Source organism: Trinickia sp. (assembly GCF_036503415.1).
In the GTDB taxonomy this organism is placed as follows: domain Bacteria; phylum Pseudomonadota; class Gammaproteobacteria; order Burkholderiales; family Burkholderiaceae; genus Trinickia.
The window spans coordinates 25,454-50,267 of sequence record NZ_DASXWY010000039.1; the positions used below are offsets into that span (position 1 = coordinate 25,454).

The following is a 24,814-nucleotide window of genomic DNA, read 5'->3' on the forward strand; positions in this document are numbered from 1 at the left end:
TTTCCGCGGCTCATGTCCGCGGTTGCCGCTACCGGCGGGCCAGCCAGCAGCCGGGGTCCATGGTGCCGCGCGAGCCAGCTCTCCGGTTCATACGCTCGCCGAGCACATCCAGAATGAATGTCCCGCATGCATCGCCGGCCATCGGGCCGGCATCGACAGGCCGCGCCTCCAGCGCGTAGTATCCGCTCGCGCGGTCGCCATCGACCACATGGAGCCGATAGACCGGCGCGCCGACAGGCGGCGCCTGGTCGAGTCCAGCCGGCAAGACGACCGCCCCGCCCGCATGCGCGTCCGTGCCCGCTTCCAGATACTGCGCCGCGCGGTAGAGCGCCATCGCAGCATCGGCGCGATGGGCGCGCGCCACATGCTCGCGGTAACTCGGCAGCGCGTAAGCGGCCAACGCAGCGACGATCGCCAGCGCCACCACCAACTCCATCAGAGAGAATGCCGCGGCCCAGCGAGCCGGCGTGCGCGTAGCGTCCCTGGCGTTCAATTACCGTCTCCTCACGATGCGGCGCCAGTGGCGCGATTCCTTACCCGCTTCGCGAACCACGAAGACCTGTGCCCACGCTTGCGCATCCACGCTTGCGCCAAAGCCTCTCGCCGTGACGACATATCCCCGCGCGTGCGGCCGCTCCGCAATGCGCAGCCCTTCGATCAGACACTGAGGCGGCCTGCGACCACCGGGCCAGTTCGGTAGCGGCGAAAATGCAGCGGCATCGGCGAACGGATCGCGCTCTTGCCAACGCATCGCCTCCGCGCGGCTCGGCAGCAGCAGCGGCGCGCGGCCGGCCTCGTGCTCCCGGAGGCAAAGCTCGAGCGCGACATTGGCCGCCTGCATGCTATGCAGCGCATCCTCGAAGTTCGATGCGCGCCGCACACCCATGATGGTCGCGTCGAACGAGGCGATGGCCGCCGCCGATACCATCGACGTCAGCATGAGCGCAACCGGCAACGCCGCCCCGGATGCGTGCCCGGCAAGACGGCAGGCTCGATGGGTCCGTGGCACCAGACCGTATGCCGACGCATTGCTCATCGGCCCGCCTGCTCATGATTCCGTATCGCAACGCGGCGCCGGAATACCTGCCGAGCGAGGCCGTCGAAATAGCGCGTCGCCATCGGGTCGCAATCGACAGGCTGACCGCGTGCGGCCGTCCGCCTCCCGCGGACACGCACACAGATATCCACGGCAGTGACATGCTGCCAATCGTTTGGCGCGACGGCGTCGGCACGAACGGCTCGGGCGGCCCCGCGTATCCAATACCTGAAAGCCAGCCGTTCGACACCCGCAACAGCCGGTTGCCGGGCAAGACCGCCGTTGCCTTCGCAATAAAGCTCGGGGGTGCCGCCATCCCGCGATGTCCCCACGAAAAAGCGATTGGAGACGACGACCGGCTCTCCGGCTCGCCCGATACCCTGCCCCAGGCAATCCGTCGTTTGCCCCGCCTCGGTGGGCCACGTCGCCACGGCATCGTCGACATAGCGGATAACGATGCCGTCGGAGCCGCTCGCATCGCGCTCGCAACGAAGCCCGCCCGCCGTTTCGACCGGATGTCCCGACGTACAGCCGAATAGTCCCGGCGCGATATCTCCCGACAGCGCCGGCAACCCTGGCGGCACAAACCCCGCCATCTGGATCTGCTCGCTCATCAGCAACAGGGATGTCATACCGGCCTCGCGCATCAGCGCCGTATCGGCAGACGCGGCATAAAACTGACGCACCGTATGGTAGAGCGATGCGATCATCGCCACGACGAAGAGCCCCAATGCCGTTGCAACCATCAACTCGATGAGCGTATGCCCGCGGCTGCGCCCTCCCACTGAGCCGCGCCTCATCGATTTCGCCCCGCGCGAAGCGCCCGGCCTCATGGCGTCGCCCCCAGAAACAGAGGCGCTACGCTGCAAGAAAGCTCGGGGGCGGCGAACTCCGGCGGACATCCATCGAAACGTGTCGGGCGCGCTCGCCCAAGCGCGTGCCCACCCGCATGCGAACTCGCCCAGCGCACCGCGACGAATGCGGCACCGCTACCTGCATCGCGTACGACGATGTCTCCACGCGGCAATGCCTGCATGGCCTGGGCACGCCAGTACTCCATCCCACCCGCCGCCGCGGATCGTTCGCGCAGCGCATCGGCGGCAGAAGCCGCAATCAGCGATGCCACCTCGCGCTGCGCCGAACTCTTTTCGGTACGCACGGCCACGAGCTGGCTCGAGATCGTGCCAACAAGAGACAACGCGGCGATGCCCAGTGCGATCGCAACTTCAAGCAGCGAGCCTCCAGTTTGCCTGCCCGGGATTCGCGGCGAGGCATTCATGCGTGCCGCCCGCACTCGGCGCTCACCCTCGCCCTGCCGCCGGCAGCGATCGAAACGCAGCGCCTCGCGGCTTGCGCAGACGTACCATGACGAGCGCCTGTCGGCGCGATCTCGAAGCTGCGAAACCCGCCGATCACCTGCCCGGCTGGCGGGCGAAACCGGATCGCATGCGCGGCGCCGCGGATCCGCACGCCGGGCGCCGGAACATGCGTGCGCAATACCCGCTGTCCGTAACCGGTTTCAAGCGCGACGACCCAACCCGTCGCCCAATCGACGGGGACACGGTCCCGGCCGAAGTCATATCCGCCGTTATGGACGCATCGTCCATCACCATCAGTGCGGCAAATCACGACCGGCAAACCGATACGAACCGCTTCGCTGCGCGCGTACGACATGCTCGCCAGCAGCATGCGCATGCTCGCTTCGACGCGCTGGCGTTGCTGCCAGGTGGCAAACGACGGTATCGCCAGCGTCGCGAGCAACAGCATCACGGCGCAGACGATCAGCGTTTCGACGAATGTGAACCCGCGCGCGTGCCGCGCACGTCGGCGCTCAATGCCTGTCCCGCTTGCACCGAACCGCATTCCCAGCTCCGTTGTCCGTTGTTCGATTCGATCAATCTAGCGGACGTACACGTACAGCACCATCGTCCGTTCGGCCGAGTGGCGAGCAGGTATCGACGCGCCGACAATGGCGCGTCACGTCAATATGCAAGGGAAGGAAAACGATGAAACGACGAGACCGATCAACGCTTGCGCGACGGTTTGGCGGGAGCGGCGCGACGAAACTCTTCGATGACGTCCTCGAATTCGGATACATCCTCGAAGCGCCGGTAGACCGATGCAAAGCGAACGTAAGCGATGGTATCGAGCTGACGCAGCTCGTTCATCACGAGCTCGCCAAGGCGCTCGCTGCGCACTTCGCGTTCGCCGCTGCCCAGCAATTGATACTCGATGCGGGCAACCGCCGCGTCGATCGCGTCCGCCGCAACGGGGCGCTTTCTAAGCGCCAGTTGCATGCTCGCGACGATCTTGCGGCGATCGAATTCGGTGCGGCTGCCATTCTTTTTCACCACCGCCGGCAACATGAGCTCGACTCGCTCGTACGTCGTGAAACGCTTGTCGCAGGCCGGACACCGGCGGCGGCGCCGAATCGCGGCGCCGTCCTCGGATACGCGCGAATCGACGACCTGGGTATCCTCGTGCCGGCAAAAGGGGCAGCGCATGGTGGCTCAGCGATAAACCGGGAAGCGCTTGGTGAGTTCGGCAACCTGCGCGCGCACGCGCTCGATCGTCCCCGCGTCTTCCGGGTTCTCGAGCACGTCGGCAATCAGATTCCCCACTTGCTCCGCTTCTTGCGCACCGAAGCCACGCGTCGTCATGGCGGGCGAACCGAGGCGGATCCCGCTCGTGACGAACGGCTTTTCCGGATCGTTCGGAATCGCGTTCTTGTTGACGGTGATATGCGCCGCGCCCAGCGCGGCTTCGGCCGCCTTGCCGGTGATGTTCTTCGCGCGCAGGTCGACCAGCATCACGTGGCTTTCCGTACGGCCCGACACGATGCGCAAGCCGCGCTTGACGAGCGTCTCGGCCAGCACGCGCGCATTATCGACCACGCGCTGCTGGTAGGCCTTGAACTCTGGCGAGAGCGCCTCCTTGAATGCGACAGCCTTCGCGGCGATCACATGCATGAGGGGGCCGCCCTGAATGCCGGGGAAGATGGCCGAATTGATCTGCTTCTCGTATTCGGCCTTCATCAGGATCACGCCGCCGCGCGGGCCGCGCAGGCTCTTGTGGGTCGTCGTCGTGACGAAATCGGCATGGGGAACCGGATTGGGATACACACCGGCGGCGATGAGCCCCGCATAGTGCGCCATATCCACCATCAAATACGCGCCGACCGATTTCGCGATCTTCGCGAGGCGCTCGAAGTCGATCTTCAGCGCGAACGCCGATGCGCCCGCAACGATCAGCTTCGGCTTGTGCTCCTCGGCAAGCTTGGCCGCGGCGTCGTAGTCGATGTCTTCCGCCTCGTTCAAGCCGTAGCTGACCACATTGAACCATTTGCCGGACATGTTGACCGGCGAGCCATGCGTCAGGTGACCGCCTTCGGCGAGGCTCATGCCCATGATCGTATCGCCCGGCTTGAGCATCGCGAAAAAGACACCCTGATTCGCCTGCGAGCCGGAGTTCGGCTGCACGTTCGCGGCCTCGGCGCCGAAGATCGCCTTCACGCGCTCGATGGCCAGCCGCTCGACGATGTCGACGTATTCGCAGCCACCGTAATAGCGCTTGCCCGGATAGCCCTCGGCGTATTTGTTGGTGAGCTGCGAGCCCTGGGCGGCCATCACGGCCGGGCTCGTGTAGTTTTCCGATGCGATCAGTTCGATGTGTTCTTCCTGACGGCGGTTTTCCTGTTCGATCGCTTGCCAGATCTCGGGATCGATGGCGGCAATGGTGCTTTGGGCTCTGTCAAACATACGGATTCCGTTGAAGGTTTACAGGTTGGCCGAAATGCGCGGAATGCATACGAACGTACGCTTGCACTGGATGGCGGAGGGGCCGGCACTGGCGTGGCGGAAAATTCGAATGGTCGAAGCTCCGTTGCACCCGCGGGGCAACCGCCGCTGCGCAAGCGAACGCGCGCGGTTTTCGGCTGCCCAGGCGAACGGCAAAACGGCACCTTGCGCTTCACGGTGGGTCGCTCCACCTTGACCCCGGAGGGTGTTATCGCCAGTTACGCAAGGGCTGAGCGCGTTAGTGTACTGGCAGCGCAACCAATAGGCAATTGGCCGGCCACAGTGCCAGCACGGCCGCATCGCGGCGGGCTTGCGCGTACCGCTTACCGCGCCAACCCGCCCGCGAAAGGTACCCGGAGCCCTCGGCGCGCGCCCGCCACTCCACCGAAAGCATTTCGAAAGAATTGGAAGCCTTCATACCGCGACCGGGATACGGCGGGTATCATCGGCCCGTTCCGTTTTTCGCCTTCGGTAGTTCTTGCTTATGCCGGCAAGGCCATGAGGCCTGCCGGGTTCGACCAGCCAGGAGCAGCAATGATCGTTTTAGTCACGGGCGCATCCGCCGGCTTCGGCGCCGCCATCGCTCGCAGTTTCGTCAATGGCGGCCACCGCGTGATCGCCACCGCTCGCCGCCTCGATCGCCTGGAGGCGCTCGCCGAGGAGCTTGGACCGGCACTTTTGCCGCTCGAGCTCGACGTGTGCGACCGCGCCGCCGTACAAGCGTTGCCGGGGCGGCTGCCCGAGGCGTTCGCGTCCGTGGACGTGCTCGTCAACAATGCGGGGCTCGCCCTTGGACTGGAACCCGCACAGCGGGCCGATCTCGACGATTGGTCCCGGATGATCGAGACGAACTGCACCGGCCTCGCCGCCGTCACGCATGCTCTGCTGCCAGGAATGGTCGAGCGCAATCGCGGCCATATATTCAACCTCGGCTCGACGGCGGGCAGCTACCCGTATTCGGGCGGCAACGTCTACGGGGCAACGAAGGCTTTCGTGCATCAGTTCAGCCTGAATCTGCGCGCCGACCTCTCGGGTACGGCCGTACGCGTCACCTGCGTGGAGCCGGGGCTCTGCGGCGGCACGGAGTTTTCGAACGTGCGTTTCAAGGGAGACGACACCAAGGCAGCCGGCCTCTACCGCGGTGTAACGCCGCTTTCGCCGCAAGACATCGCCGATTCGATCTACTGGATCGCCACGCTGCCCGCCCACATGAACGTCAATACGATCGAGCTGATGCCGGTGGCGCAATCGTTCGCGGGCTTGTCGATCCATCGTGGCTGAAACCGCTCGGCAACGCCCGCGCTCCGAGCGCGTAGGCATGGCCGGACGACCGTATCCGGTGCCCTGCGTCCCGCGCTCGACATGTAATTTCGAGATGGTCGTACGGGTTCCGGTAAAATGCGCCCATGAATATGCCTAGCAGTCGCCCAGCAACGGGCCGCGGCTTTTTATGGCCGCTGCGCGTGTATTACGAAGATACGGATGCGGGCGGCATCGTCTTTTACGCGAACTACCTTAAGTTCTTCGAGCGCGCGAGAACCGAATGGCTCCGCGCGTGCGGCATCGAACAAGGCCGCCTCGACCGGGAGATCGGGATCGTCTTCGTCGTACGCGGCACGGCGCTCGACTATCGAGCGCCCGCGCGTCTGGACGATCTGCTGACGATCGAGAGCCACATCGAGCGGCTTGGTCGCGCGAGTGTCGATTTCGTGCAACACGCGTGGTGCGACGATCGCCTGCTTGCCACCGGCGAGATTCGCGTCGCCTGCGTCGAGCGCGCCACGTTCAAACCCGCGCCCATTCCACCCGACGTGCTCGCCGCGCTGCGGCGAGGCCCCGGCGTCGTGCACGCCGGAATGTCAACGGCCGATGCATGAACACCGTTGAGAGTTCGTCAGTGGCCTTGTATTGTCCGCATCGTTACCCATTGGAGCCCGGCTGCGCGTGCCGCCGAGCTTTCAGGTTGCCGACTGGGACCGCTTCGGCGGCTTACCGCCCGTGACGGCCGCCCTTCGGATGCAAAAGCAAAATATCTATGAACAACGCACAAGATCTGTCGATTATTTCTCTTGTCCTCAACGCGAGCGTCCTCGCGCAGGCCGTCATGGGGCTCTTGCTGCTGCTGTCCCTGATGTCCTGGACGTTTATCTTCCGCAAGTGGTTTGCCATTCGGCGCGCCCGCGCGCAAACTGAACAGTTCGAACGCGACTTCTGGTCGGGCGGCGATCTGCAAGCGCTCTATCAGAGCGCGGCAAACAACCGCCATACGATCGGCGCGCTCGAGAGAATTTTCGAATCGGGCATGCGTGAATTCTTGAAAGGCAAGGAAAAGCGCCTGAACGATCCCGGCGCAATCCTGGATGGCGCGAGGCGTGCCATGCGCGCAGCGTTTCAGCGTGAAATGGACGCACTCGAAGCCAATCTCGCGTTCTTGGCATCGGTCGGCTCGGTGAGCCCATATATCGGCTTGTTCGGTACCGTATGGGGGATCATGAACGCCTTCCGCGGTCTCGCGAACGTGCAACAGGCAACGCTCGCAAACGTCGCGCCGGGGATCGCCGAGGCGCTGACGGCGACGGCGATCGGCCTTTTCGCCGCTATCCCGGCCGTGGTGGCATACAACCGTTACGCGCACGACATCGATCGCCTCGCGATCCGCTTCGAAACGTTCATCGAAGAATTCTCGAATATCTTGCAGCGCCAGGCGCATTAAGGAGCACGCGATGGCCGGCTCGACCAATCGTTCGTCCATGCGCGGCAGCCGCTCCCGCCGCGCGATGTCTGACATCAACGTCGTCCCTTACATCGACGTGATGCTCGTGCTGCTCGTGATCTTCATGGTCACGGCGCCGCTCGTCGCACCGTCGATCGTCAATCTGCCCACGGTGGGCGGTGCCGCACCGCAACAACAAACACCGCCCGTCGTGGTGAATATCGGCGCGGACGGCAAGATGAGCGTTCGTTACAAGGACGACGCGGGCGCGACGCAACAGGAACAGATGACCCGTGCGGAGCTGACCGGCTTCGTGACCGAGCGCGAAACCTCGCACCCCGATCAGCCGGTGGTCATTGCCGCTGACAAGACGGTCAAGTACGAAGCCGTGATGCAGGTCATGTCGGATTTGAAGGCGCGCGGCGTCAAGCGCGTTGGGCTGCTCGTTAAATCGCAATGAAACCCGGCAAGTCGGATTCTTTCCCCCCGCAACCGCCCCGCGAACGCGGGACGACGCGCGCATTCACGCTCGCGCTCTTGATGCACGTGTTGCTCGGGTTGTTCCTCTATCACGGCATTCATTGGCAAAACAGCACGCCTGCGGGGGCTGAAGCCGAGTTGTGGACCGATATTCCGCAGCAGCAGACGCCGCCCCCGCCGGCCCCGCCCGTGCGTGTAGCGCCGCCTGCTCCGCCGGTCCCGGACGAGCAGGCCGACATCGCGCTGCAGCAGAAAAAACGCCAGCAGCAGGAAGCCGCCGCGCGAGCGGCGTTGCTCGAGCAGCAGGAACGTCAGCGGCAACTCGCCGAGCAAGAGGCACAGGCGAAACGGCAGCGCGAGCTCCAGCAGCAGGCCGAGCTGGCCGCGCAAAAGGCCGCGGCCGACAAACTCAAAAAGCAGCAGGCGGAGAAGCTTCGCCAGCAGCAATTGGCCGAGCAGCAAAAGCAGGAGCAACAAAAGCAACAGAAGGAAGAGGAACTCAAGCAGCAGCAGCTCGACGCGCAAAAGAAGGCGGAGGCCGAGAAAGCGGCGAAGGCCAAGGCCCTGGCGCAGCAGCAGGCGAAACAAAAACAGCAGCTCGACCAGGAGCGCCGCGCGCGGCTCGCGCAGTTGCAAGGCCTCGCCGGTGAAAGCTCGAGCGGCAACGGGCTCGCCAAGGGCGGCACCGGAACGGGCTCGGGCGGCACGGCCGCCTCGCCCGGATACGCGGACAAAGTGCGCAGGCGCGTGGCGCCGAACGTTCATTGGCCGCCGGACAACTCGCTCGAAACGCTGATCGCCGTGCGTTGCGCGCCGACGGGCACCCTGCTGTCGGCAACGATCCAGCACAGCAGCGGCAACCCGGCATTCGACGACGCCGCACTGCGTGCGGTACGGGAGTCCGATCCAATGCCGCTCGATACCAATGGGCAGGCGCCGGCGAGCTTTTCCATCAAGGTAAGGCCACCGCAATAACGAACGCCGCGGGGTGGCAAAGTCGGTGCGATGGACCGGAAGCGGGAACGAAAGATGCACTCGACGGTCTCTTTGCAGTTGTGACAACTTGTTTTTTGGGATTTCTCGCATGAGTTTGATGACGAAGCTAGGCTTGAAGACATGGGTGGCGTCGTGCCTGATCGCTGCATGTGGTGCCGCGAACGCGGAGCTGACCGTCGTCGTGACGGGCACCGGTTCGGCGCAACTTCCGATCGCAACGGCGAATTTCGCGAATGAAACCAGCGCACCGCAGCAGATCAGCGCGATCGTGCGCGAGGATCTGAAACGCAGCGGCAAGTTCACGAATATCGATGCGGGCAGCGCCCCCGTCTCCGAGACCGATTCGGTCGATCTTGGCGGTTGGAAGGCAAAAGGCGCCGATGCGTTCGTCGCGGGCAGCGTGACGCGCGCCGCGAACGGCACGTATGAAGTGCGTTTCAAGCTGTACGACACGGCCAAGCAGCAAAACCTCGGCGGCCTGTCGCTGACCACCCCGGAAAGCGGTCTGCGCATGACTGCGCACAAGATCGCCGATTACATCTATCAGAAGCTGCTCGGCACGCGCGGCGTCTTTGCGACGCGGCTTTCCTATGTCGTCAAGAGCGGCAACCGCTACTTGTTGCAGGTCTCGGATTCCGACGGTCAAGACGTGCATGTCGCGCTGTCGAGCCCTGAACCGATCATCTCGCCGGCGTGGTCGCCTGACGGCACGAAGGTGGCCTACGTATCGTTCGAAAAGCGCAAGCCGATCGTGTATGTCCACGATTTGCCGACGGGCAGGCGCGTCATCATCTCGGACCAGAAGGGCAACAACAGTGCGCCCGCGTGGTCGCCGGACGGCCGCACGCTGGCGGTCGCGCTCTCGCGAACCGGCAACACGCAGATCTTCGCAGTCAACGCGGACGGCAGCGGCTTGCGGCGCCTTTCGCAGAGCGGCTCGATCGATACCGAACCGGCCTACTCGCCCGATGGGCAATGGATCTACTTCACGAGCGACCGAGGCGGCCAGCCGCAGATCTACCGGATGCCCGCGCAAGGCGAGCAAGCGGGCGCGGCGCAGCGCGTGACTTTTACGGGTAGTTACAACACAAGCCCGCGTGTGAGTCCGGACGGCAAGCAACTCGCGTATATTTCGCGCGTCGGCGGTGCATTCAAGCTCTACGTGCAGGATTTGCAAAGCGGCGTGGCAACGGCGCTTACCGATACGACACATGACGAATCGCCGAGCTTCGCGGCGAACGGTCAGTACATCCTTTACGCCACTCAGGTGAACGGCCGTGGCGTGCTGGCCGCAGTTTCGACGGACGGTCGGACGCGGCAAATCCTGTCCGTTCCGGGCGGCAGCGTACGCGAGCCGTCCTGGGGTCCGTTTATGCAATGACACACAAGGAGAGTAAGAAATGATGTCGAAACTTCGTATGGTGTTTGCAGCGTTGCTCGTGGGCGCGTTGGCAGCCTGCCATTCGGGTGTGAAGCTCAATGACAAGGGAGCCAATGGCACGGTCGGTCAACAGCCGAATCCGAACGCAGTGGCGCCCGTCACCGTCGACGAGCTCAACAATCCGAACAGCCCGCTCGCCAAACGTAGCGTGTACTTCGACTTCGACAGCTATTCGGTCAAGGACGAATATCAATCGCTGCTGCAGGCCCATGCGCAATACATGAAGAGCCACCCGGACCGCCACATTCTGATTCAGGGCAACACTGACGAGCGCGGCACGAGCGAATACAACCTCGCGCTGGGTCAAAAGCGTGCCGAAGCCGTGCGCAGCGCGCTGCGCACGCTCGGCGTGCCCGATTCGCAAATGGAAGCCGTGAGCCTGGGCAAGGAAAAGCCCTTGGCTAGCGGTCATGACGAGGCGTCGTGGGCGCAAAACCGCCGCGCGGACATCCTCTATCAATAACCGTAACAGGCGACGTATATGAAGCACCGTTTTTCCTGGCTGCGCGGCGTCGCAGCCGTCGGCATGGCTGCCTCGGCGCTTGTCGCGCTGCCTGCTCACGCCGGCATATTCGACGACGACCAGGCTCGTCAGGCGATTCTCGACTTGCGCAGCAAGACCGATAATCTCTCGAGCCAGTTGTCGGCGGCCCAGCGGGCGCTCCTCGACCAGTCCAATCGCATCGATCAGCTCAATCAGCAGGTCGCGACGTTGCGCGGGCAAAACGAGGACATGGCCAACCAGCTGACCACCCTGCAAAAGCAGCAAAAGGATTACTACACCGATCTCGACGGTCGGCTCAAGAAGTTCGAGCCGCAGCAGCAGACTGTCGATGGTGTGCAGGGCACGGTGGAGCCGGGCGAAACGGATGCTTTCAACAAGGCGTCGCAAGAATTCCGGGCGGGCGACTTCAAGACGGCCGCGGCATCGTTTCGCGATTTCATCGCGAAGTACCCGCAAAGCCCCTATCAGCCGACGGCGCAGTACTGGCTCGGCAATGCGCTTTATGCGCAGCGGGACTACAAAGGTTCGACCGCGGTCTGGCAAAACATCGTCAAGAACTACCCGCAGCATCCGCGCGCGCCCGAGGCGTTGCTGGCAATCGCGAACAATCAGCTGGAACAAGGTCAGAAGGCGCAGGCCCGAAAGACGTTGCAGCAGATCGTGTCGCAGTATGCCGGCTCGGAAGTCGCGCAATCGGCGCAGACCAAGCTGGGGCAGATCAAGTAAGGAGGCGGGTCGGGCGGCACGGCAAGACGGCGCGAGCCCAAGCTTGACGATCCTCCCTCCCCCCTCTATAATTTTTCGTCTTTCGGGTCGTTAGCTCAGCTGGTAGAGCAGCGGACTTTTAATCCGTTGGTCACTGGTTCGAATCCAGTACGGCCTACCAAGAAAATCAAAGGGCTGCGCGTTGCGCGGCCCTTTCCGCATCTGAGCCATCGGCAACCGCCAAACGTCCGGCCCCGGCTACTGACTCGAACGGCGAGCGATTCGCCACACGACCGAGCCTCCCCATACGATCAACGCGGCGACAACGAAGCTGGCAACCAACAAAACGCCAGCAACGACATCCTCGTGGCCCTCGACTCCCACCGCGCCGAACATGCGAAACAGCGGATCGAGTACAGCGTAGCCCCGTTCACTGTATAGCCACCCGGGGATAGCATCGATTCGCGTTAGAGCGAGAAACACCGGCAGCGTTAGCACGACGGCCAGCAGCGCGCTCAGCAATCGCCTCATCGCACCTCCACCGTTCCTTAGTACTTGATGTTCGTGCCCGGAATCACGTTCGTCTCTTGCGCCAGGAGGAATTGGCGCAGCTTGCGTTAAGCGCAAAAACGCAACTGGCTGGCATGACGCGGCCCTCTTTTGTCTTATGAATTTGCGCCATTATAGAGGACGGCGCCGACTGCGCTCCGAGTCCGACCCAGTCTGTCGTCAGGGACGGCGAGTAAGCACGGCAGCCTCCCACCAGCGTTTTCGCAGCGGCTGCCCCTGCTTCGCAGCTGCGGGGTAAGGGAATCACGAAGAATGTGACGATGCGCCTACCGAAACATCAGCGAGGGTATCGATCATGTCCATGTCCACTCCTCCGGTTGGAGGTCCGCCGCCCGCCAGCGACAACGGCAATGTCGACAACGCGGAGCAGACCAGCGACGCCAAGGAAGGCGAACCTACTGCAGCCCCAGAAGCATCCGGCACGGTAGGCGGTCTTCCCAAGCGCAGCCCGTTCGCCTCGGGCGCCCAGCATGCACACACGCGCCAATTCAATTCCACGGCTCCAAGTTTGGAACCCACCTCGACGGCCGTACCGCGCACAGATCGCCCGCCACTGAGCCGGCCAGCACCGCGAGATCTACGCGCGGCCTTCGGGCGCAAACCACCGGAATCACCGGCCGACGAGGCGACGACACCCGACCCGACGGAAACGTAGGCACCGAAGCAAACAGATGCGGTAACAACGAACCGCAGCGTTGGCATACAGGCCCCGCTCCCGTTAGCGCCCAATTCAACCGGGGCCAAACCGCGCCTACCGCCTACCGCCGTCGGCCCGCAGCCATGAGCTGCTTGCCCATCATCCCCTGCGAATCGTCGGAAACGACAAACACCGCAACGCCACGGATATCGTCAGGCCGGCCGGTACGTCCCAGCGGCGTCCGGCTGGCCGCGTGAGCCTCCCTATCCGATCGACGACACCCGCTCCGGGTGCCTTCGTCACGACAACGCCCGAAAGAGCCGAATTGGCCAGCACGCAAAATTGCGGATCGACCATTCGAAGCTGCATGTTTAAAAAAATTCATCGACAACGAAAGTGTTTGATTTTCGCTTCATTGCATTCCGCCATTGATAGCATTGTCGTCTGAGTTGCCGGACCACTCGGACAAGTCCGCGAACTGGCTTTTGCGATCCGAACAGAGGCCAGCGTCAGAAACTCCTTTCCATAAGCGTTGAAACGCGCGCGCACGCCCCCGCGACGGTTCGTCACGCATGTGGCGTTCGACGGCATCAGCGCTCGCCTATTTCTCGAAAACTGCCACCATGAAAATCGATACCTGGATTACCTGTTTTCTCGCCTCCTGGATCTTCTCGCTATCCCCGGGTTCGGGTTCCGTGTTTTCAATGACCAACGGACTGAATTATGGATTCAAGCGTGGATACTTCGGCGTCGTCGGTCTGGTACTCGGCCTCTGGTCGGTATTTTTCGCGGTAGTGGTTGGACTCGGTGCGGTGATTCAGGCCTCGCCGATAACGTTTAATATCATCAAGTGGGCTGGCGTAGCCTACCTCTTTCACCTCGGATTCGGCCAGTGGCGCGCCAAGGGCGCGCCGATCCATGTTTCGCGCTCCGACACGGCCAAGATCGGCGTCCTCAAGCTCATCGGCAAAGGCATCGCACTGAACTCGGTGAACCCGAAGGGTTACCTCTTCATGCTGGCGGTCATTCCGCAGTTCATCGACTCGAACGCCCCGCTGACATCGCAGTACATCGCTATCGCCCTGACCTTCGCGTTCACCGACCTCGTGGTGATGGCCGGCTATACGGGCCTTGCCTCGAAAGCACTCGTCTATCTGAAAACAGAGAAGCACATCGCAATGCTGAACAAGACCTTCGGTTCGTTGTTCATGCTGGCGGCGATCGTGCTGGCGACGTTCCAGCGCGTCGTCCACTGAGCCATGAACCAGTCCATGAACCGTGATCCCGGTCAGCATACGTCCGACCTGTCAGGAGGGCCTGCGGTGCACGAACTGGTACGCCGGAGCTGCGCACGATACGCCGATCGGGTCGCCATCGAGGAACTCGGGCAGGCCGTCCGTTACGCCGAGCTGGCGCAACGGATCGAAGCGATGCGCTTGCGCTTGGCTCAGATCGTCGCGCCCGGCAGCGTCGTCGCCGTCGTGGGTCATCGGAGCGTCGAGACCATCGTGGCGGCTTTAGCCGTCTGGTCGCTTGGCTGCGTGCTGATGAACGTGGACGACGGCTTGCCGGAGGAACGCCAACACCTGATGTTCCGCAGCGTCCCGCCTGCCGCAACGCTGCGCTGCGGCGCGACGACGCAAGTCGAACTGGCCCAGGCGTCACCGGCCCGCTTCGCGCCCGTCGACATCGACCACGCCTACATCGCGTTCACCTCGGGATCGACCGGGCGCCCCAAGGCGATCCTGGGCAGTCACCAGGGTATGTCTCACTTCGTGCAGTGGCAAAGCCGCGAGTTCGGCATCGGCCCGCACGACCGCTTCGCACATCTGACCAACCTGTCATTCGATGTCTGGCTACGAGACGCCTTTACGCCGCTAGCCAGCGGCGCAACTTTATGCGTTCCCGACTATCGCCATCTCGGCGCGCGCGATCTCTTCGATTTTCTCGAGGCGCACGCCATCACCGCCATGCACGTCGTACCATCGGTCGCCAATCACTGGATCAACAGCGCGCCCGCGCGCCCGGCCATCGCCACGATGCGGCTGGCGTTCTTTGCCGGCGAACCGCTGGAGGGCGTACTCGCGCGGCGATGGCAAGCGCGCTTTCCATCGTGCGAAGTGATCAACCTCTACGGCCCCACGGAAACCACGCTCGCAAAGCATTTCAAACGCGTGCCTTCACAACCGCTCGATGGCGTTCAGCCCGTGGGCCATCCGATTCCCGGATCGACAACGCATATCCTCGATGAGCAGTTGCGCCCCTGCGCCGAGGGCGTCGTGGGCGAAATCTGCATCGAGACGCGCTGGCGTTCGCACGGGTATCTAGATGAGGCGGGCCTGCGCGCGCCGTTCGTGGCCTTTCAGCCACCGGATGGCCCGACCCGCAGCGTCTATCGCACTGGCGATCTCGGCCTGCGCAGCGCCAGTGGTGAAATCGAAATCCGCGGCCGTCTCGACGATCAAGTCAAGATCAATGGCGTGCGCATCGAACTGCTGGAAGTGAAGTCCGCAATCGCCTCGTTTGCGGGCGTTCGCGACGTCTTTGTCTGCGCGACGGGGGCAGGCTACCAACGTAGCCTCGTGGCTGTCATCGAGGCTGCGCGGGACATCGGCGCGCCGCTGTCGGTGCATATTCGCCGACTCCTGCCAGCCGCGATGGTGCCCTCGCGGATCCTGACGCTCCCCGCGTTGCCCCGATTGCCCAACGGCAAACTCGACAGAACCGAGTTGTCCCGTCTCGCCGCGGCAAGCCCTCCGGCGACCCTGCCGACGGCGGCGTCGCTTCGCTTGGGCGGCGCGACGGCGACGGAGCGGCTCGAGTCGCTATGGAGAGCCGTGCTGCGATCCGACTCGGTCGATCCGCATCGCAACTTCTTCGAGTCGGGCGGCACATCGTTGACGATCGTCGAATTGCACGCCCGCATCGAGGAGACGTTCCGGATTCGGCTTCCGATCGTGCGGCTCTTCGAGCACGTCACACTCGCCTCGCAAGCCGCGATGCTGGCTGGCGACGCGGGCTCCGGTACGGCCGCGGCGCCACGAGCGCCCACCGCATCGCACGGCGTGCGCACGCGCATCCTGGACGCGCGACGTCGCAGCCACCGACCAACGCAATCTCACTGGAGCGAGCGTCAGAACCCGGACGCTCAGGCTTGAACCATGACCCTCACTGACTGCGAATATGACGACAACGCCATCGCCATCGTAGCGATGGAATGCCGTGTTCCCGGTGCCGACAATGTCGACAAGCTCTGGGAACTCCTGCTGGAAAATCACTGCACGATTCAGGATCTGAGCGACGATCAACTCGCCGACGCCGGCGTGCCGCCAGCGTTGCGATCGCACCCAGACTACGTCAAGCGCGCCGCAATTTTGGAGAACGTCGACAAGTTCGATGCCGCCTACTTCGACATGAGCGCTCGCGAGGCCGACGTGGTCGATGTGCAGCAACGGATGATGCTGGAAGCCGCGGTGACGCTGCTCAACCGCGGCAACATCGATCCCGCCCGTGGCGGACGGCGCATTGGCGTATTTGCGGGCTCGAGCTTCAGTTCTTACCTGTTCGGCGTGCTGGAGCAGCCGGAACTCGTCGACGCGCTGGGCGAAATGCTGGTCCGCCACGGCAACGACAAGGATTTTCTGGCAAATCGGATCTCATACCAGCTGAATCTGCAAGGCCCGAGCGTCAACGTCCAGACCTCCTGCTCGACCGGCCTGGTGGCGGTCCACAGCGCTGTGCAGAGCCTCTTGCTGGGCGAATGCGACCTGGCGATCGCGGGCGCGGTCCACATCCGCCTGCCTCAGCAGGCCGGCTACAAGTACCAGGCCGACGGCGTGCTTTCGCCCGATGGCGTTTGCCGTCCATTCGATGCCGACGCTCGCGGCACCGTCTTTACCAATGGCCTCGGCCTCATTTTGTTGAAGCGCGTGCGCGACGCCGTCGAAGACGGCGACGACATCGTGGCCGTAATCGCCGGATCGGCTATCAATAACGACGGGTCGAAAAAGGTGGGATTCACTGCGCCCAGCGTGAGCGGCCAGAGCGAAGTGCTAGCCGAAGCACTGGCGGTGGCGGGCGTATCGCCGGGCGACATGCAGTTCATCGAGGCGCACGGCACTGGGACTTTGCTAGGCGACCCCATCGAACTCGAGGCTGTTCGCCAAGCTTACGGGACCGAGGGCAAACCATGCGCGATCGGCTCGCTGAAAGGCCATTTTGGCCATTTCAACATTGCGGCAGGAATTATCGGTCTCATCAAGACTGCCCTCGTGCTCAAGAACGGCATCGTGCCCGCGACTCTGAATCTGCAGCGCGTGAATCCGCAACTGGGACTGGACGGATCGCGCTTTTTTATTGCGGACCGTCAGATCGAACTCGACATGAGCCGGCCCCGCTACGCGGCGGTGAGCGCCTTCGGCATGGGCGGAACCAACTCCCACCTCGTGCTGCGCAGCGCGCCCAATGTGCCACGCATTGCGCCGACTACCGCCGCCCGTGCGCAGTTGTTGACGTTCTCCGCCCGATCGGACGAGGCACTCGAGCGTATGGCCTCGCTCCTTGCCGATCAGTTCGAGGCAGCGCCCGAGACACCGCTGGCAGACGCGGCGTATACGCTCCGGCTGGCTCGCACGCAACTGCCCGTGCGAGCTGCCGTGGTCGCTCGACACGCGCCGGAGGCGGCCGCGCGATTGCGCTCGCACGACTTCCCGCGTAGCCGCCATTCCAGGCCGCCTTCGTTGGCGTTCGTGTTCGGAGGACAGGGTACGCAACGGCTCGGCATGGGCAGGGGCCTGGCTGCGGAGTGGCCCGCGTATCGGGAGCATCTGGAGCACGCCGTGCATGCGCTCGATCCGGCCGGCGAAACGTGCCTGCGAGCCTGCCTGTGGCAGGCCACGTCCGACGCTGACCTGCTGCCTACCGACGTGGCCCAGCCGCTCATCTTTGCTGTCGAGTACGCACTCGCGCAAACCTTGATCGATAGCGGTGTGCGGCCCGGCTACCTCATGGGGCACAGTCTGGGCGAAGTGGTCGCCGCCTCGGTCAGCGGCGTCTTCGATCTGGAAACAGCCGGCGCCATCGTAGCGACGCGCGCGCGCCTCATGGCAGCTTGCCACGCTGGCGCGATGCTCAGCGTCGAACACCCGGAACCGTTCCAGTCGATGCTCGATGCTGGTCTACTCGCGCTGGCGGCGCACAATTCGCCGCGACAATACGTGCTGTCGGGGTCGATCGAGACCGTCGAGGAGGCCGAGGCGACGGCGCAGGCATGTGGTCTCGCCTATCAGCGGCTCAAAACGTCGCATGCATTTCACTCGCCCATGATGGCACCCGCTGCGCGGATGTTCCGCGATCATCTGCGCGACGTGGACTTCGGCACGGCGCGCACGCCCATCGTCTCCAACGTTACCGGCCGACTGCTGACCGAATACGAGTACCGCAACCCCTCGTATTGGTCCGACCATCTAGTTCGCACGGTTCAGTTCGCAGCGTCGGTCGGTACGCTCGCCGATCTCGGCGTGCGTCATTTCATCGAAATCGGCCACGGCCATGCGATGGGCAATCTGCTTCGCGGCAACCTGCGAGAAAGCGCGGCCCAAGAAGCCGTGATCGTGCCCGCGATGGCCAGCGTGGATCATGAATACACGCATTTCCTGGAGGCGGTCGCGCTAGGCTGGACGCTCGCGCCGGAAGTCGACATCGACGCCCATATCGATGGCCGGCGCAAGATCTCCCTGCCGGTCTATCCGTTTGCACGCGACACCCATTGGGTGCCCCCCGTGATCGGTTTCCAGCCACGCCGCCCAGCCCCGTCGATCGAACCGGAGCCGGTCAGCCGGTCTTGCGCCCTGGCCTCCGAGGCGAGTTCCGCCACAACCGTTGGCGCCGATGCAAACGGCGAGCCGTCTGCCAATCAAATGGTCGACGCCGGTGAGTCCAACCCCGTGGAAGGACCGGTCGCCGACATCTATCGGACGTTCCTCGGCGGCACGGAACTCAGTACGGCACCGAGCTTCTTCGAGCTCGGCGGCAACTCCTTGTTGGCTATCCAACTGGTCAATCGGCTCCGGGAAACGTTCCAAGTGGAAATTCCCTTGCGACGCTTCTATGAGCACAGCTCTATCGCCGCTATCTCGCGCGAGATAGCCCGCCAATTGCTCGAGGAGCCGGCCAGTGTCTGAATCCGCTTCGCTGTCCCGCGATCAAGTGGCTCGCCTGACCGCCAGGCTCGAGCGCGTGGGGGCCGTTTCGGCCAGCGGCGAGATCGAGGCCCCCGCGCACGCAGCCCTGCCCGAGCTCGGCATTATTTTCTTTTCCGGACTCACGCGCGGACTCGAGCCTTACGAGCTGCTACTGGATGTGGCCCGCTACGCGGACGAAGCGGGCTTCCATGCGATCTGGACCCCGGAGCGGCATTTCACCGAGGTCGGCGGGGCCTATCCGAATCCCGCGCTGCTCGCGGCGGCACTGGCTACGGTGACACATCGCGTGCGCCTGCGCGCCGGCAGCATCAACCTGCCGCTGCATGATCCGCTACGCGTGGCAGAGGAGTGGGCTGTCGTCGACCAGCTGTCGAACGGGCGCGTCGACATCGCAATCGCGCCCGGTTGGCACGTGCGAGATTTCGTGCTCAAGCCTGAAAACTTCCAAAACAAATTCGATATCCTGAACGACTATCGAGAGCTGCTACGCACGGCATGGCGAGGTCAATCCATCGAGCGCCTCGATGCATTCGGCCAGTCTCATGCGATAGTCACTTATCCACGGCCGATCCAGCCGGAGTTGCCGATTTGGCTCACCACATCGCAGCGAGAGCAAGCGTGGGAGTTCGCTGGCCGCAGCGGCTTCAACGTGCTGACTGCGCTGATCAATTTCGGCCCCAAAGATCTGGAGCGCCGCATCGGCATCTATCGTGCGGCCCGTCGCGCCGCGGGATGGGACCCGGACGCGGGCATCGTTTCGTTGATGCTGCACACCTACGTCGATACGGATGCGCCTCGCGCCATCGAGCGAGTCCGCCCCGCGTTGACCGAGTACCTGAAGTCGTTCGTTTCGCAGCATCAGAGCGCCGATCAGGCCGATGCCAGCGAGAAGGTGCGCACGCTTCGGAGCCTGGGCAACGATCGCGACGACTTCATCGAGATGGTCTTCTCGCGTTACGTCGACACGAGTTCATTGATCGGCGATCTGCAAGAAGTGCAAACACGGCTCGAAGCCTTCCGCCGTATTGGCGTCGACGAGGTGGCGTGCCTCGTCGACTTCGGCCTGGACAAAACCCAAGTGCTCGACAGCCTGCGCCTGCTGTCCCGACTGCTCGAACATCGAAAGAAATGAAGCTCTTTGCATTTCAGGGGCTGCGGCCTCAAATCCATCCCGATGCCTATGTGTTCGAAGACGCTATCATCATCGGCGATGTCCACATCGGTCCAGGTGCGAGCATCTGGCCGGGCGTCACTATCCGTGGCGACAAGGCCCGCATCGCCATCGGCGCGAACAGCAATATCCAGGAGCATGCGATGCTCCATGCCGACCCGGGCTATGCGCTCACCCTCGAAGAAAACGTGACGATCGGACATGGCGTGATGCTGCACGGCTGCCACGTCGGAGCACACTCAGTGATTGGCATCGGTGCGATTTTGCTGAACGGGTCGCAGGTCGGTTCATGCAGTCTCGTCACCGCGGGTTCGCAACTGGGCGCCGGTCCCCGGTTTGCGGACAACAGCCTGATTTCGGGGAATCCGGCTCGCGTACTGATGACGCTCGGTGCCAGTGAGATCGAAGGGCTGCGCGAGACCGCGAGAGAATATAAGGCACTGGCCGACGCTTACCGCAGCGAGCTGCATCGCTTGCAGCCCGACGAGATCGCTGCCGGCTTGGGCGCGCCGGCGCTATGGGCCGACGCAAGTGCATAACGGCATGCGGGATCGCCCACTCGTGCGTGTGAGCGCGAATGCACACGATAGCGGACGATCACGCCTCCTTGTCTGCTTCCATCACGCCGGCGCCGGCGCATCGACCTTCGCGGGTTGGCCGGTCGAAGCCGAACTTCACGCGGATTTCGCCCGCGTGCAGTTGAAGGGACGGGAAGACCGCTATGCGGAGCCGCTCGACGATTCCTTGCCGGCTCTCTCGGAGGAAATCGCGTCCGCCCTCGATCGCACCGGACATCGGGATCTTATTCTCTTCGGGCATAGCATGGGCGGCACCGTCGCGTGGTGGGTGGCGGCCGCGCTCTGGCGGCGCCACGGCCGACGTTGCCGGTTGATCGTTTCCGCTCAAGCGCCCGGCCTGCCGGCGGCGATCCCGACCTGGCGTCGGGGCGACCTTTGCGCCTGGTATGCGGAGCTCGGCGAGCCGTTGCCAGCCACATTGGACGATCCGGAGATGCAGGCCATCCTGAGTGCGACATTGGACGCCGACATCGCATGGATGCGGCGCGAATTCGCGCACCCGCTTCCGGGACCGCTACCTCTGACGGTGGACGGCCTCGTTTGGGAATCGGACAAGCTGGTGCGCGCGCAGGACATGCTGCGCTGGCAGGCAGCGATCACGGGACAATTCACGCTTCACCGGCTCCCCGGCGGGCACCTTGAACTGTGCGCGCGGCCAGCGGCCGCCCTCGCCTTGCTACGCCGACTTCTCGACGAGGAATGACGATATGTGCTCCCTCCCAACGCTGGAGCGCTTGCGCCTGCGCGGCGAGATCCGCATCGGCTTTCAGCGGCATACCCCGCCGTTTTCGTATGCGACTCCGCAGCAATGGCCGATCGGTTATTCCGTGGCACTGGCCACCGAGGTGACCGGCGCGCTTGCCGCCCGGTTGGGCACAACGTTGCGCATGCTGCCCGTCGAGGTCACGTCGGCTACGCGGACTGATCGCCTGATCAGCGGAGATATCGACATCGAGTGCGGCTCCACCACGATTACCGAAGAGCGCCAACGCCACGTCGCGTTCAGCCGTCCCATCTTCCATACCGCGCACCGCATCGCGCTGAAGGCCGAGCGTTCGGTCTCGAGCCAGCGCACGATTCGTATCACGGGTATCACCGGTTCGACCAGCCATCGCGCATTGCTCGATGCAAGCGTAGCCGGATGCACGCCGCACTTCGTTGGCCACCCGAGCATCGGCGAAGCATTCTCCGCGTTTCTGGAAGACGGCGAGATCGACGGTATCGTGGCGGACGAGGTCATCCTGGCCGGTCTCGTTCTGCGCTCTCCTCAGGGCGGACTCACGTTCACCGAGGCGCGCCTCGGCAGCGAGCACTACGGCTTCATGATGCGGCACGCCGATCGCGCGTTCCATGAGGCAGTGAACCATGCACTGGGCGCCGTGCTGCAAGCGCCGGACTTCGTCAGTCGCCACGCTCGCTGGTTCGATCGTCCACTGCCGGGTCTCGGATTCAGCCTGGGCCTCGACTTCGAGCATCAACTGGCTCGCCTGACCCGCGCGGGTCCGGAATCGGCCGCCGGACAGCAACGGATACCTCCCAACCGTCATCCTCGAGGAAGTACATGAAAGTAGGCATTCTCGGCTTCGGCAATGTTGCGGCCGCCACCATTGAAAGCTTCCTGGCCAACCAGGATCTCATTCTTGCCAAGGCGCGCGTGCCCATCGAGCTCGTCCGTATCGCCACCCGCACGCCATCGCGGGCGCACGGCCGCGCACCGGTGGGCTGTCAGATCGGCAACGATCCGCACGCTCTCGTCGACGACCCGCAACTGGACGTGGTGATCGAATTGACCGGCAACGTGCCCCTCGGACGTGAGCTGGTGTTGCGCGCGCTCGAGCAGGGCAAACATGTCATCACTGCCAACAAGGCGCTGCTGGCCCGCGACGGCGCTCAGATCATGGCCTGCGCCGCGCGCGCCGGGCGACGGGTACTGTTTGAAGGCGCTGTAGCGGTTTCGATACCCATCATCAAGACGCTTCGCGAGGCGGCGGCGGCAAACCGAATTGCGTCCGTGGTAGGCATCCTCAACGGCACGTCCAATTACGTGCTCTCGCAAATGAGCGAACACGGTGCCGATTTCTCCACGGCACTAGCCGAAGCGCAACGCCGAGGTTATGCGGAAGCCGATCCCACGCTCGACATCAACGGAGAAGATGCGGCGCACAAGATCACGCTGCTTGCGTCCCTGGCGTTTGGCGTACCCATCGACTTCGAGCAGGTCCGTTTCAAGGGAATCTCGGACATCGAGCGCGAAGACATCGAATTCGCGAAGCGACTGGGGCATCAAGTGAAGCTCATCGCACAGGCAAAGCGTGTCGGCGGCGGCCTGGTAATCGGCGTGCAGCCTACTCTGGTGCCGAACCGCTCGATGCTGGCCATGGTGGGTAGCTCGATGAATGGCATCGCGTTACAGGGCGACCTGCTCGGGTCGGCCTTCCTGTATGGATCGGGCGCAGGCGGCAAAGAGACGTCGAGCGCCGTGCTCGCCGATCTGCTGGAGTTGGCCAATGGCAGCGAGTCCAACTCCGCCACCGGGGCCTACAACATGGGCTTTCGCGATGCCGCGCCTACGGACGCGATAGCCGAGGGTAGGCCGGAATCCATGGATGCGTTTTACATTCGGCTGCGCCTCGACGACCGCGCGGGTACGCTAGCCGAAGTGAGCCGCGTGCTGGCAACGGCGGGCATCTCGGCGCATTCGCTGCTTCAAGACGCTGCGCAAGGCTCGCTGACGGATCTGGTCGTCATCACCCACCCCGTCTCCGAGGAACGGCTGCGCCATACCCTGCCTCAACTCCGGCACGCCGCCGGCCGCGATCACTCCGTGGTTGTGCTTCCCGTCTTGGAGGACTGCGGATGTTGACCGAAGGATTCTGCAGCCCCCAAAGGGCTGTTGCGAGACTGCGACGGGCTCGACCTGGATCATGATTCTCCTCGTTTGCGGCAGCCCGCGCCCGCAAGGGCAGACGAGTCAAGCGTTGCGTCTGCTCGAAGCGCGATTCCAGCAGTCCGGTCACTTGACACAGCGCGTGTGCGTCGGCACGTTCGATCTGCCGATTTATGGACTCGGCAACGGCGGGGCTGCCGGTGTGCGCGCATGGCGCCAAGCGGTCGACTCCGCCAGCGCGCTGGCAATCGGAAGCCCCGAATATCACGGCAGTTTCAGTGCAGGGCTGAAGAATCTTCTCGATCACCTCGATAGCGCTCTCGTCGCAGGTAAGCCGGCCGCACTGGTTGCGGCCTCGGGCAGCCCCCGCGGCGGCATGGCCACCCTGGCCGCCATGCGCCATGTGCTGCGCTCGCTACACGTACCGGCCATCGTGGAGCAGTTGGCCGTCTGCCCTCAGGACAGGGATGCGAGCAGCGGCCGCTGGTCGAACGAGTTGCTCATGCAAGCGGATTGTGTCGCTGCCGGTCTGCTGCGGCAGGCCGGACACGCGTGATAGTATTGCGCCGCCAGTCATCCGAAGCGAGGAAGTTCAGGTGAGCCCAGAGCGTAATCTCGCGGTCCTGCTGCGCGACATGGCCCCCATGCTGACGTCGCCGCATTATGTCTTTTGCGCTTTCCAGGATCATCGCCTGCCCGATGGAGTCGAGGCGATCTGTCAGTTCCGCGAGGCCGAAGGCCTCACCGCGATCGTCGAAAAGACGTTAGCCGAATCGCTCGGTTTGTCCTGGTCCTTCGAATCGCGATTGATCACGCTTGAGATCCACTCGGATCTCGCCGCCGTGGGCTTTCTCGCCGCGATTTGCACAGCGCTGGCACGCGCCGGAATACCCTGCAATGCCGTATCGGCCTACTATCACGATCATCTCTTCGTTCCGGTGGATCGGGCTGTAAAAGCGCTGGAAGTGCTGCGTTCCCTGAACACCCCTCCTTCATTTCCCCCCAGCCTTGCGGCCGACGACTGACGCGTAGGGCCGCCCCCTTGCCGAGCGTTGTCGGCATGGCGCGACGGCTGGCCGCGATCAGCCAGACTGT

Annotated in this window: 27 protein-coding genes, 1 tRNA gene and 1 riboswitch; of the genes, 19 read left to right on the plus strand and 9 right to left on the minus strand. The window is 63.7% G+C overall.

The features are described from left to right. Nucleotides 1-28: 28 nt before the first annotated feature. The 7 genes from VGL01_RS05750 to glyA form a co-directional block, all read right to left on the minus strand. Nucleotides 29-493 (minus strand): type IV pilin protein, encoded by a 465-nt coding sequence (locus tag VGL01_RS05750; RefSeq protein WP_349257076.1) that lies wholly within the window; start codon nt 491-493, stop codon nt 29-31. Then, complete coding sequence (locus VGL01_RS05755; RefSeq protein ID WP_331567889.1) at nt 494-1,036, minus strand: hypothetical protein; 543 nt, start codon at nt 1,034-1,036, stop codon at nt 494-496. Further along, entirely contained in the window at nt 1,033-1,836 is an 804-nt protein-coding gene (locus VGL01_RS05760) for a PilW family protein (RefSeq protein ID WP_331567890.1), read from the minus strand. The genes VGL01_RS05755 and VGL01_RS05760 overlap by 4 nt, the downstream gene beginning before the upstream one ends. 29 nt (nt 1,837-1,865) lie before the next feature. After that, nucleotides 1,866-2,315, minus strand: a complete 450-nt coding sequence (locus VGL01_RS05765) for a hypothetical protein (protein ID WP_331567891.1) — start codon at nt 2,313-2,315, stop codon at nt 1,866-1,868. Then, nucleotides 2,312-2,899 (minus strand): GspH/FimT family pseudopilin, encoded by a 588-nt coding sequence (locus VGL01_RS05770; protein WP_331567892.1) that lies wholly within the window; start codon nt 2,897-2,899, stop codon nt 2,312-2,314. Before VGL01_RS05770 ends, VGL01_RS05765 begins: the two co-directional genes overlap by 4 nt. A 161-nt stretch (nt 2,900-3,060) precedes the next feature. Beyond that, on the minus strand, nt 3,061-3,540 hold the full coding sequence (gene nrdR / locus VGL01_RS05775; protein WP_331567893.1) for a transcriptional regulator NrdR: 480 nt from the start codon (nt 3,538-3,540) through the stop codon (nt 3,061-3,063). A 6-nt stretch (nt 3,541-3,546) separates the two neighbouring features. After that, nucleotides 3,547-4,794 carry a serine hydroxymethyltransferase gene (glyA, locus tag VGL01_RS05780; RefSeq protein ID WP_331567894.1) on the minus strand — a complete coding sequence of 416 codons (1,248 nt, stop codon included), beginning with the start codon at nt 4,792-4,794 and terminating at the stop codon, nt 3,547-3,549. Nucleotides 4,795-4,965: 171 nt separating this feature from the next. After that, nucleotides 4,966-5,065: riboswitch (ZMP/ZTP riboswitch) on the minus strand. Nucleotides 5,066-5,367: 302 nt separating this feature from the next. Between glyA and VGL01_RS05785 the strand changes: the two genes are divergently transcribed. The 9 genes from VGL01_RS05785 to VGL01_RS05825 all read left to right on the plus strand — a co-directional run bounded on the left by VGL01_RS05785 (nt 5,368) and on the right by VGL01_RS05825 (nt 11,854). Then, entirely contained in the window at nt 5,368-6,114 is a 747-nt protein-coding gene (locus tag VGL01_RS05785; RefSeq protein WP_331567895.1) for an SDR family NAD(P)-dependent oxidoreductase, read from the plus strand. A 125-nt stretch (nt 6,115-6,239) separates the two neighbouring features. Further along, nucleotides 6,240-6,710 carry a tol-pal system-associated acyl-CoA thioesterase gene (gene ybgC, locus VGL01_RS05790; RefSeq protein ID WP_331567896.1) on the plus strand — a complete coding sequence of 157 codons (471 nt, stop codon included), beginning with the start codon at nt 6,240-6,242 and terminating at the stop codon, nt 6,708-6,710. A 158-nt stretch (nt 6,711-6,868) separates the two neighbouring features. Further along, nucleotides 6,869-7,546, plus strand: a complete 678-nt coding sequence (gene tolQ, locus VGL01_RS05795; RefSeq protein ID WP_173256280.1) for a protein TolQ — start codon at nt 6,869-6,871, stop codon at nt 7,544-7,546. A 10-nt stretch (nt 7,547-7,556) separates the two neighbouring features. Further along, on the plus strand, nt 7,557-8,006 hold the full coding sequence (gene tolR, locus VGL01_RS05800; protein WP_331567897.1) for a protein TolR: 450 nt from the start codon (nt 7,557-7,559) through the stop codon (nt 8,004-8,006). Further along, nucleotides 8,003-9,001, plus strand: coding sequence for a cell envelope integrity protein TolA (gene tolA / locus VGL01_RS05805; protein WP_331567898.1), 999 nt, complete (start codon nt 8,003-8,005; stop codon nt 8,999-9,001). Before tolR ends, tolA begins: the two co-directional genes overlap by 4 nt. A gap of 109 nt (nt 9,002-9,110) precedes the next feature. Continuing rightward, on the plus strand, nt 9,111-10,403 hold the full coding sequence (gene tolB / locus VGL01_RS05810; protein ID WP_331567899.1) for a Tol-Pal system beta propeller repeat protein TolB: 1,293 nt from the start codon (nt 9,111-9,113) through the stop codon (nt 10,401-10,403). A 19-nt stretch (nt 10,404-10,422) separates the two neighbouring features. After that, nucleotides 10,423-10,926: a peptidoglycan-associated lipoprotein Pal gene (pal, locus tag VGL01_RS05815; protein ID WP_331567900.1), complete on the plus strand. Its 504-nt coding sequence runs from the start codon at nt 10,423-10,425 to the stop codon at nt 10,924-10,926. A gap of 18 nt (nt 10,927-10,944) precedes the next feature. After that, entirely contained in the window at nt 10,945-11,694 is a 750-nt protein-coding gene (gene ybgF / locus VGL01_RS05820; RefSeq protein WP_331567901.1) for a tol-pal system protein YbgF, read from the plus strand. An 84-nt stretch (nt 11,695-11,778) separates the two neighbouring features. Next, nucleotides 11,779-11,854, plus strand: a tRNA-Lys gene (locus VGL01_RS05825). Nucleotides 11,855-11,931: 77 nt separating this feature from the next. Here VGL01_RS05825 and VGL01_RS05830 read toward each other — a convergent pair. Both VGL01_RS05830 and VGL01_RS26130 read right to left on the minus strand, forming a co-directional pair. After that, entirely contained in the window at nt 11,932-12,204 is a 273-nt protein-coding gene (locus tag VGL01_RS05830; RefSeq protein ID WP_331567902.1) for a hypothetical protein, read from the minus strand. Nucleotides 12,205-13,001: 797 nt separating this feature from the next. After that, nucleotides 13,002-13,265, minus strand: coding sequence for an SDR family oxidoreductase (locus tag VGL01_RS26130; RefSeq protein ID WP_414720182.1), 264 nt, complete (start codon nt 13,263-13,265; stop codon nt 13,002-13,004). 238 nt (nt 13,266-13,503) lie between these two features. On the opposite strand from VGL01_RS26130, the gene VGL01_RS05835 reads away from it, so the two are divergent. The 10 genes from VGL01_RS05835 to VGL01_RS05880 all read left to right on the plus strand — a co-directional run bounded on the left by VGL01_RS05835 (nt 13,504) and on the right by VGL01_RS05880 (nt 24,744). Continuing rightward, nucleotides 13,504-14,136 carry a LysE family transporter gene (locus VGL01_RS05835; RefSeq protein WP_331567903.1) on the plus strand — a complete coding sequence of 211 codons (633 nt, stop codon included), beginning with the start codon at nt 13,504-13,506 and terminating at the stop codon, nt 14,134-14,136. Between the two features lie 15 nt (nt 14,137-14,151). Next, on the plus strand, nt 14,152-16,038 hold the full coding sequence (locus VGL01_RS05840) for a non-ribosomal peptide synthetase (RefSeq protein ID WP_331567904.1): 1,887 nt from the start codon (nt 14,152-14,154) through the stop codon (nt 16,036-16,038). A gap of 3 nt (nt 16,039-16,041) precedes the next feature. Next, a complete protein-coding gene (locus tag VGL01_RS05845; protein WP_331567905.1) occupies nt 16,042-19,062 on the plus strand; it encodes a beta-ketoacyl synthase N-terminal-like domain-containing protein in 3,021 nt (1,006 codons plus the stop codon). After that, on the plus strand, nt 19,055-20,215 hold the full coding sequence (locus VGL01_RS05850; RefSeq protein ID WP_331567906.1) for a MupA/Atu3671 family FMN-dependent luciferase-like monooxygenase: 1,161 nt from the start codon (nt 19,055-19,057) through the stop codon (nt 20,213-20,215). Before VGL01_RS05845 ends, VGL01_RS05850 begins: the two co-directional genes overlap by 8 nt. Further along, on the plus strand, nt 20,212-20,793 hold the full coding sequence (locus VGL01_RS05855; RefSeq protein WP_331567907.1) for a gamma carbonic anhydrase family protein: 582 nt from the start codon (nt 20,212-20,214) through the stop codon (nt 20,791-20,793). Before VGL01_RS05850 ends, VGL01_RS05855 begins: the two co-directional genes overlap by 4 nt. 4 nt (nt 20,794-20,797) lie before the next feature. After that, nucleotides 20,798-21,535, plus strand: coding sequence for a thioesterase II family protein (locus VGL01_RS05860; RefSeq protein ID WP_331567908.1), 738 nt, complete (start codon nt 20,798-20,800; stop codon nt 21,533-21,535). A gap of 4 nt (nt 21,536-21,539) precedes the next feature. Beyond that, a complete protein-coding gene (locus tag VGL01_RS05865; protein ID WP_331567909.1) occupies nt 21,540-22,397 on the plus strand; it encodes a transporter substrate-binding domain-containing protein in 858 nt (285 codons plus the stop codon). Further along, nucleotides 22,394-23,695: a homoserine dehydrogenase gene (locus VGL01_RS05870; protein WP_331567910.1), complete on the plus strand. Its 1,302-nt coding sequence runs from the start codon at nt 22,394-22,396 to the stop codon at nt 23,693-23,695. The genes VGL01_RS05865 and VGL01_RS05870 overlap by 4 nt, the downstream gene beginning before the upstream one ends. A 61-nt stretch (nt 23,696-23,756) precedes the next feature. Beyond that, on the plus strand, nt 23,757-24,275 hold the full coding sequence (locus tag VGL01_RS05875; RefSeq protein ID WP_331567911.1) for an NAD(P)H-dependent oxidoreductase: 519 nt from the start codon (nt 23,757-23,759) through the stop codon (nt 24,273-24,275). Nucleotides 24,276-24,315: 40 nt separating this feature from the next. Continuing rightward, the gene (locus VGL01_RS05880) at nt 24,316-24,744 is read left to right on the plus strand and encodes an ACT domain-containing protein (protein ID WP_331567999.1); all 429 of its coding nucleotides are present in this window, start codon (nt 24,316-24,318) and stop codon (nt 24,742-24,744) included. Nucleotides 24,745-24,814: the final 70 nt, after the last annotated feature.

Bases quoted from the DNA above. Each gene is read 5' to 3' on its own strand.
- VGL01_RS05755 (WP_331567889.1), bottom strand. From the start codon at position 1,036: ATGAGCAATGCGTCGGCATACGGTCTGGTGCCACGGACCCATCGAGCC.
- VGL01_RS05760 (WP_331567890.1), bottom strand. From the start codon at position 1,836: ATGAGGCGCGGCTCAGTGGGAGGGCGCAGCCGCGGGCATACGCTCATC.
- VGL01_RS05765 (WP_331567891.1), bottom strand. From the start codon at position 2,315: ATGAATGCCTCGCCGCGAATCCCGGGCAGGCAAACTGGAGGCTCGCTG.
- VGL01_RS05770 (WP_331567892.1), bottom strand. From the start codon at position 2,899: ATGCGGTTCGGTGCAAGCGGGACAGGCATTGAGCGCCGACGTGCGCGG.
- nrdR (WP_331567893.1), bottom strand. From the start codon at position 3,540: ATGCGCTGCCCCTTTTGCCGGCACGAGGATACCCAGGTCGTCGATTCG.
- glyA (WP_331567894.1), bottom strand. From the start codon at position 4,794: ATGTTTGACAGAGCCCAAAGCACCATTGCCGCCATCGATCCCGAGATC.
- VGL01_RS05785 (WP_331567895.1), top strand. From the start codon at position 5,368: ATGATCGTTTTAGTCACGGGCGCATCCGCCGGCTTCGGCGCCGCCATC.
- ybgC (WP_331567896.1), top strand. From the start codon at position 6,240: ATGAATATGCCTAGCAGTCGCCCAGCAACGGGCCGCGGCTTTTTATGG.
- tolQ (WP_173256280.1), top strand. From the start codon at position 6,869: ATGAACAACGCACAAGATCTGTCGATTATTTCTCTTGTCCTCAACGCG.
- tolR (WP_331567897.1), top strand. From the start codon at position 7,557: ATGGCCGGCTCGACCAATCGTTCGTCCATGCGCGGCAGCCGCTCCCGC.
- tolA (WP_331567898.1), top strand. From the start codon at position 8,003: ATGAAACCCGGCAAGTCGGATTCTTTCCCCCCGCAACCGCCCCGCGAA.
- tolB (WP_331567899.1), top strand. From the start codon at position 9,111: ATGAGTTTGATGACGAAGCTAGGCTTGAAGACATGGGTGGCGTCGTGC.
- pal (WP_331567900.1), top strand. From the start codon at position 10,423: ATGATGTCGAAACTTCGTATGGTGTTTGCAGCGTTGCTCGTGGGCGCG.
- ybgF (WP_331567901.1), top strand. From the start codon at position 10,945: ATGAAGCACCGTTTTTCCTGGCTGCGCGGCGTCGCAGCCGTCGGCATG.
- VGL01_RS05830 (WP_331567902.1), bottom strand. From the start codon at position 12,204: ATGAGGCGATTGCTGAGCGCGCTGCTGGCCGTCGTGCTAACGCTGCCG.
- VGL01_RS26130 (WP_414720182.1), bottom strand. From the start codon at position 13,265: ATGAATTTTTTTAAACATGCAGCTTCGAATGGTCGATCCGCAATTTTG.
- VGL01_RS05835 (WP_331567903.1), top strand. From the start codon at position 13,504: ATGAAAATCGATACCTGGATTACCTGTTTTCTCGCCTCCTGGATCTTC.
- VGL01_RS05840 (WP_331567904.1), top strand. From the start codon at position 14,152: ATGAACCGTGATCCCGGTCAGCATACGTCCGACCTGTCAGGAGGGCCT.
- VGL01_RS05845 (WP_331567905.1), top strand. From the start codon at position 16,042: ATGACCCTCACTGACTGCGAATATGACGACAACGCCATCGCCATCGTA.
- VGL01_RS05855 (WP_331567907.1), top strand. From the start codon at position 20,212: ATGAAGCTCTTTGCATTTCAGGGGCTGCGGCCTCAAATCCATCCCGAT.
- VGL01_RS05860 (WP_331567908.1), top strand. From the start codon at position 20,798: ATGCGGGATCGCCCACTCGTGCGTGTGAGCGCGAATGCACACGATAGC.
- VGL01_RS05865 (WP_331567909.1), top strand. From the start codon at position 21,540: ATGTGCTCCCTCCCAACGCTGGAGCGCTTGCGCCTGCGCGGCGAGATC.
- VGL01_RS05870 (WP_331567910.1), top strand. From the start codon at position 22,394: ATGAAAGTAGGCATTCTCGGCTTCGGCAATGTTGCGGCCGCCACCATT.
- VGL01_RS05875 (WP_331567911.1), top strand. From the start codon at position 23,757: ATGATTCTCCTCGTTTGCGGCAGCCCGCGCCCGCAAGGGCAGACGAGT.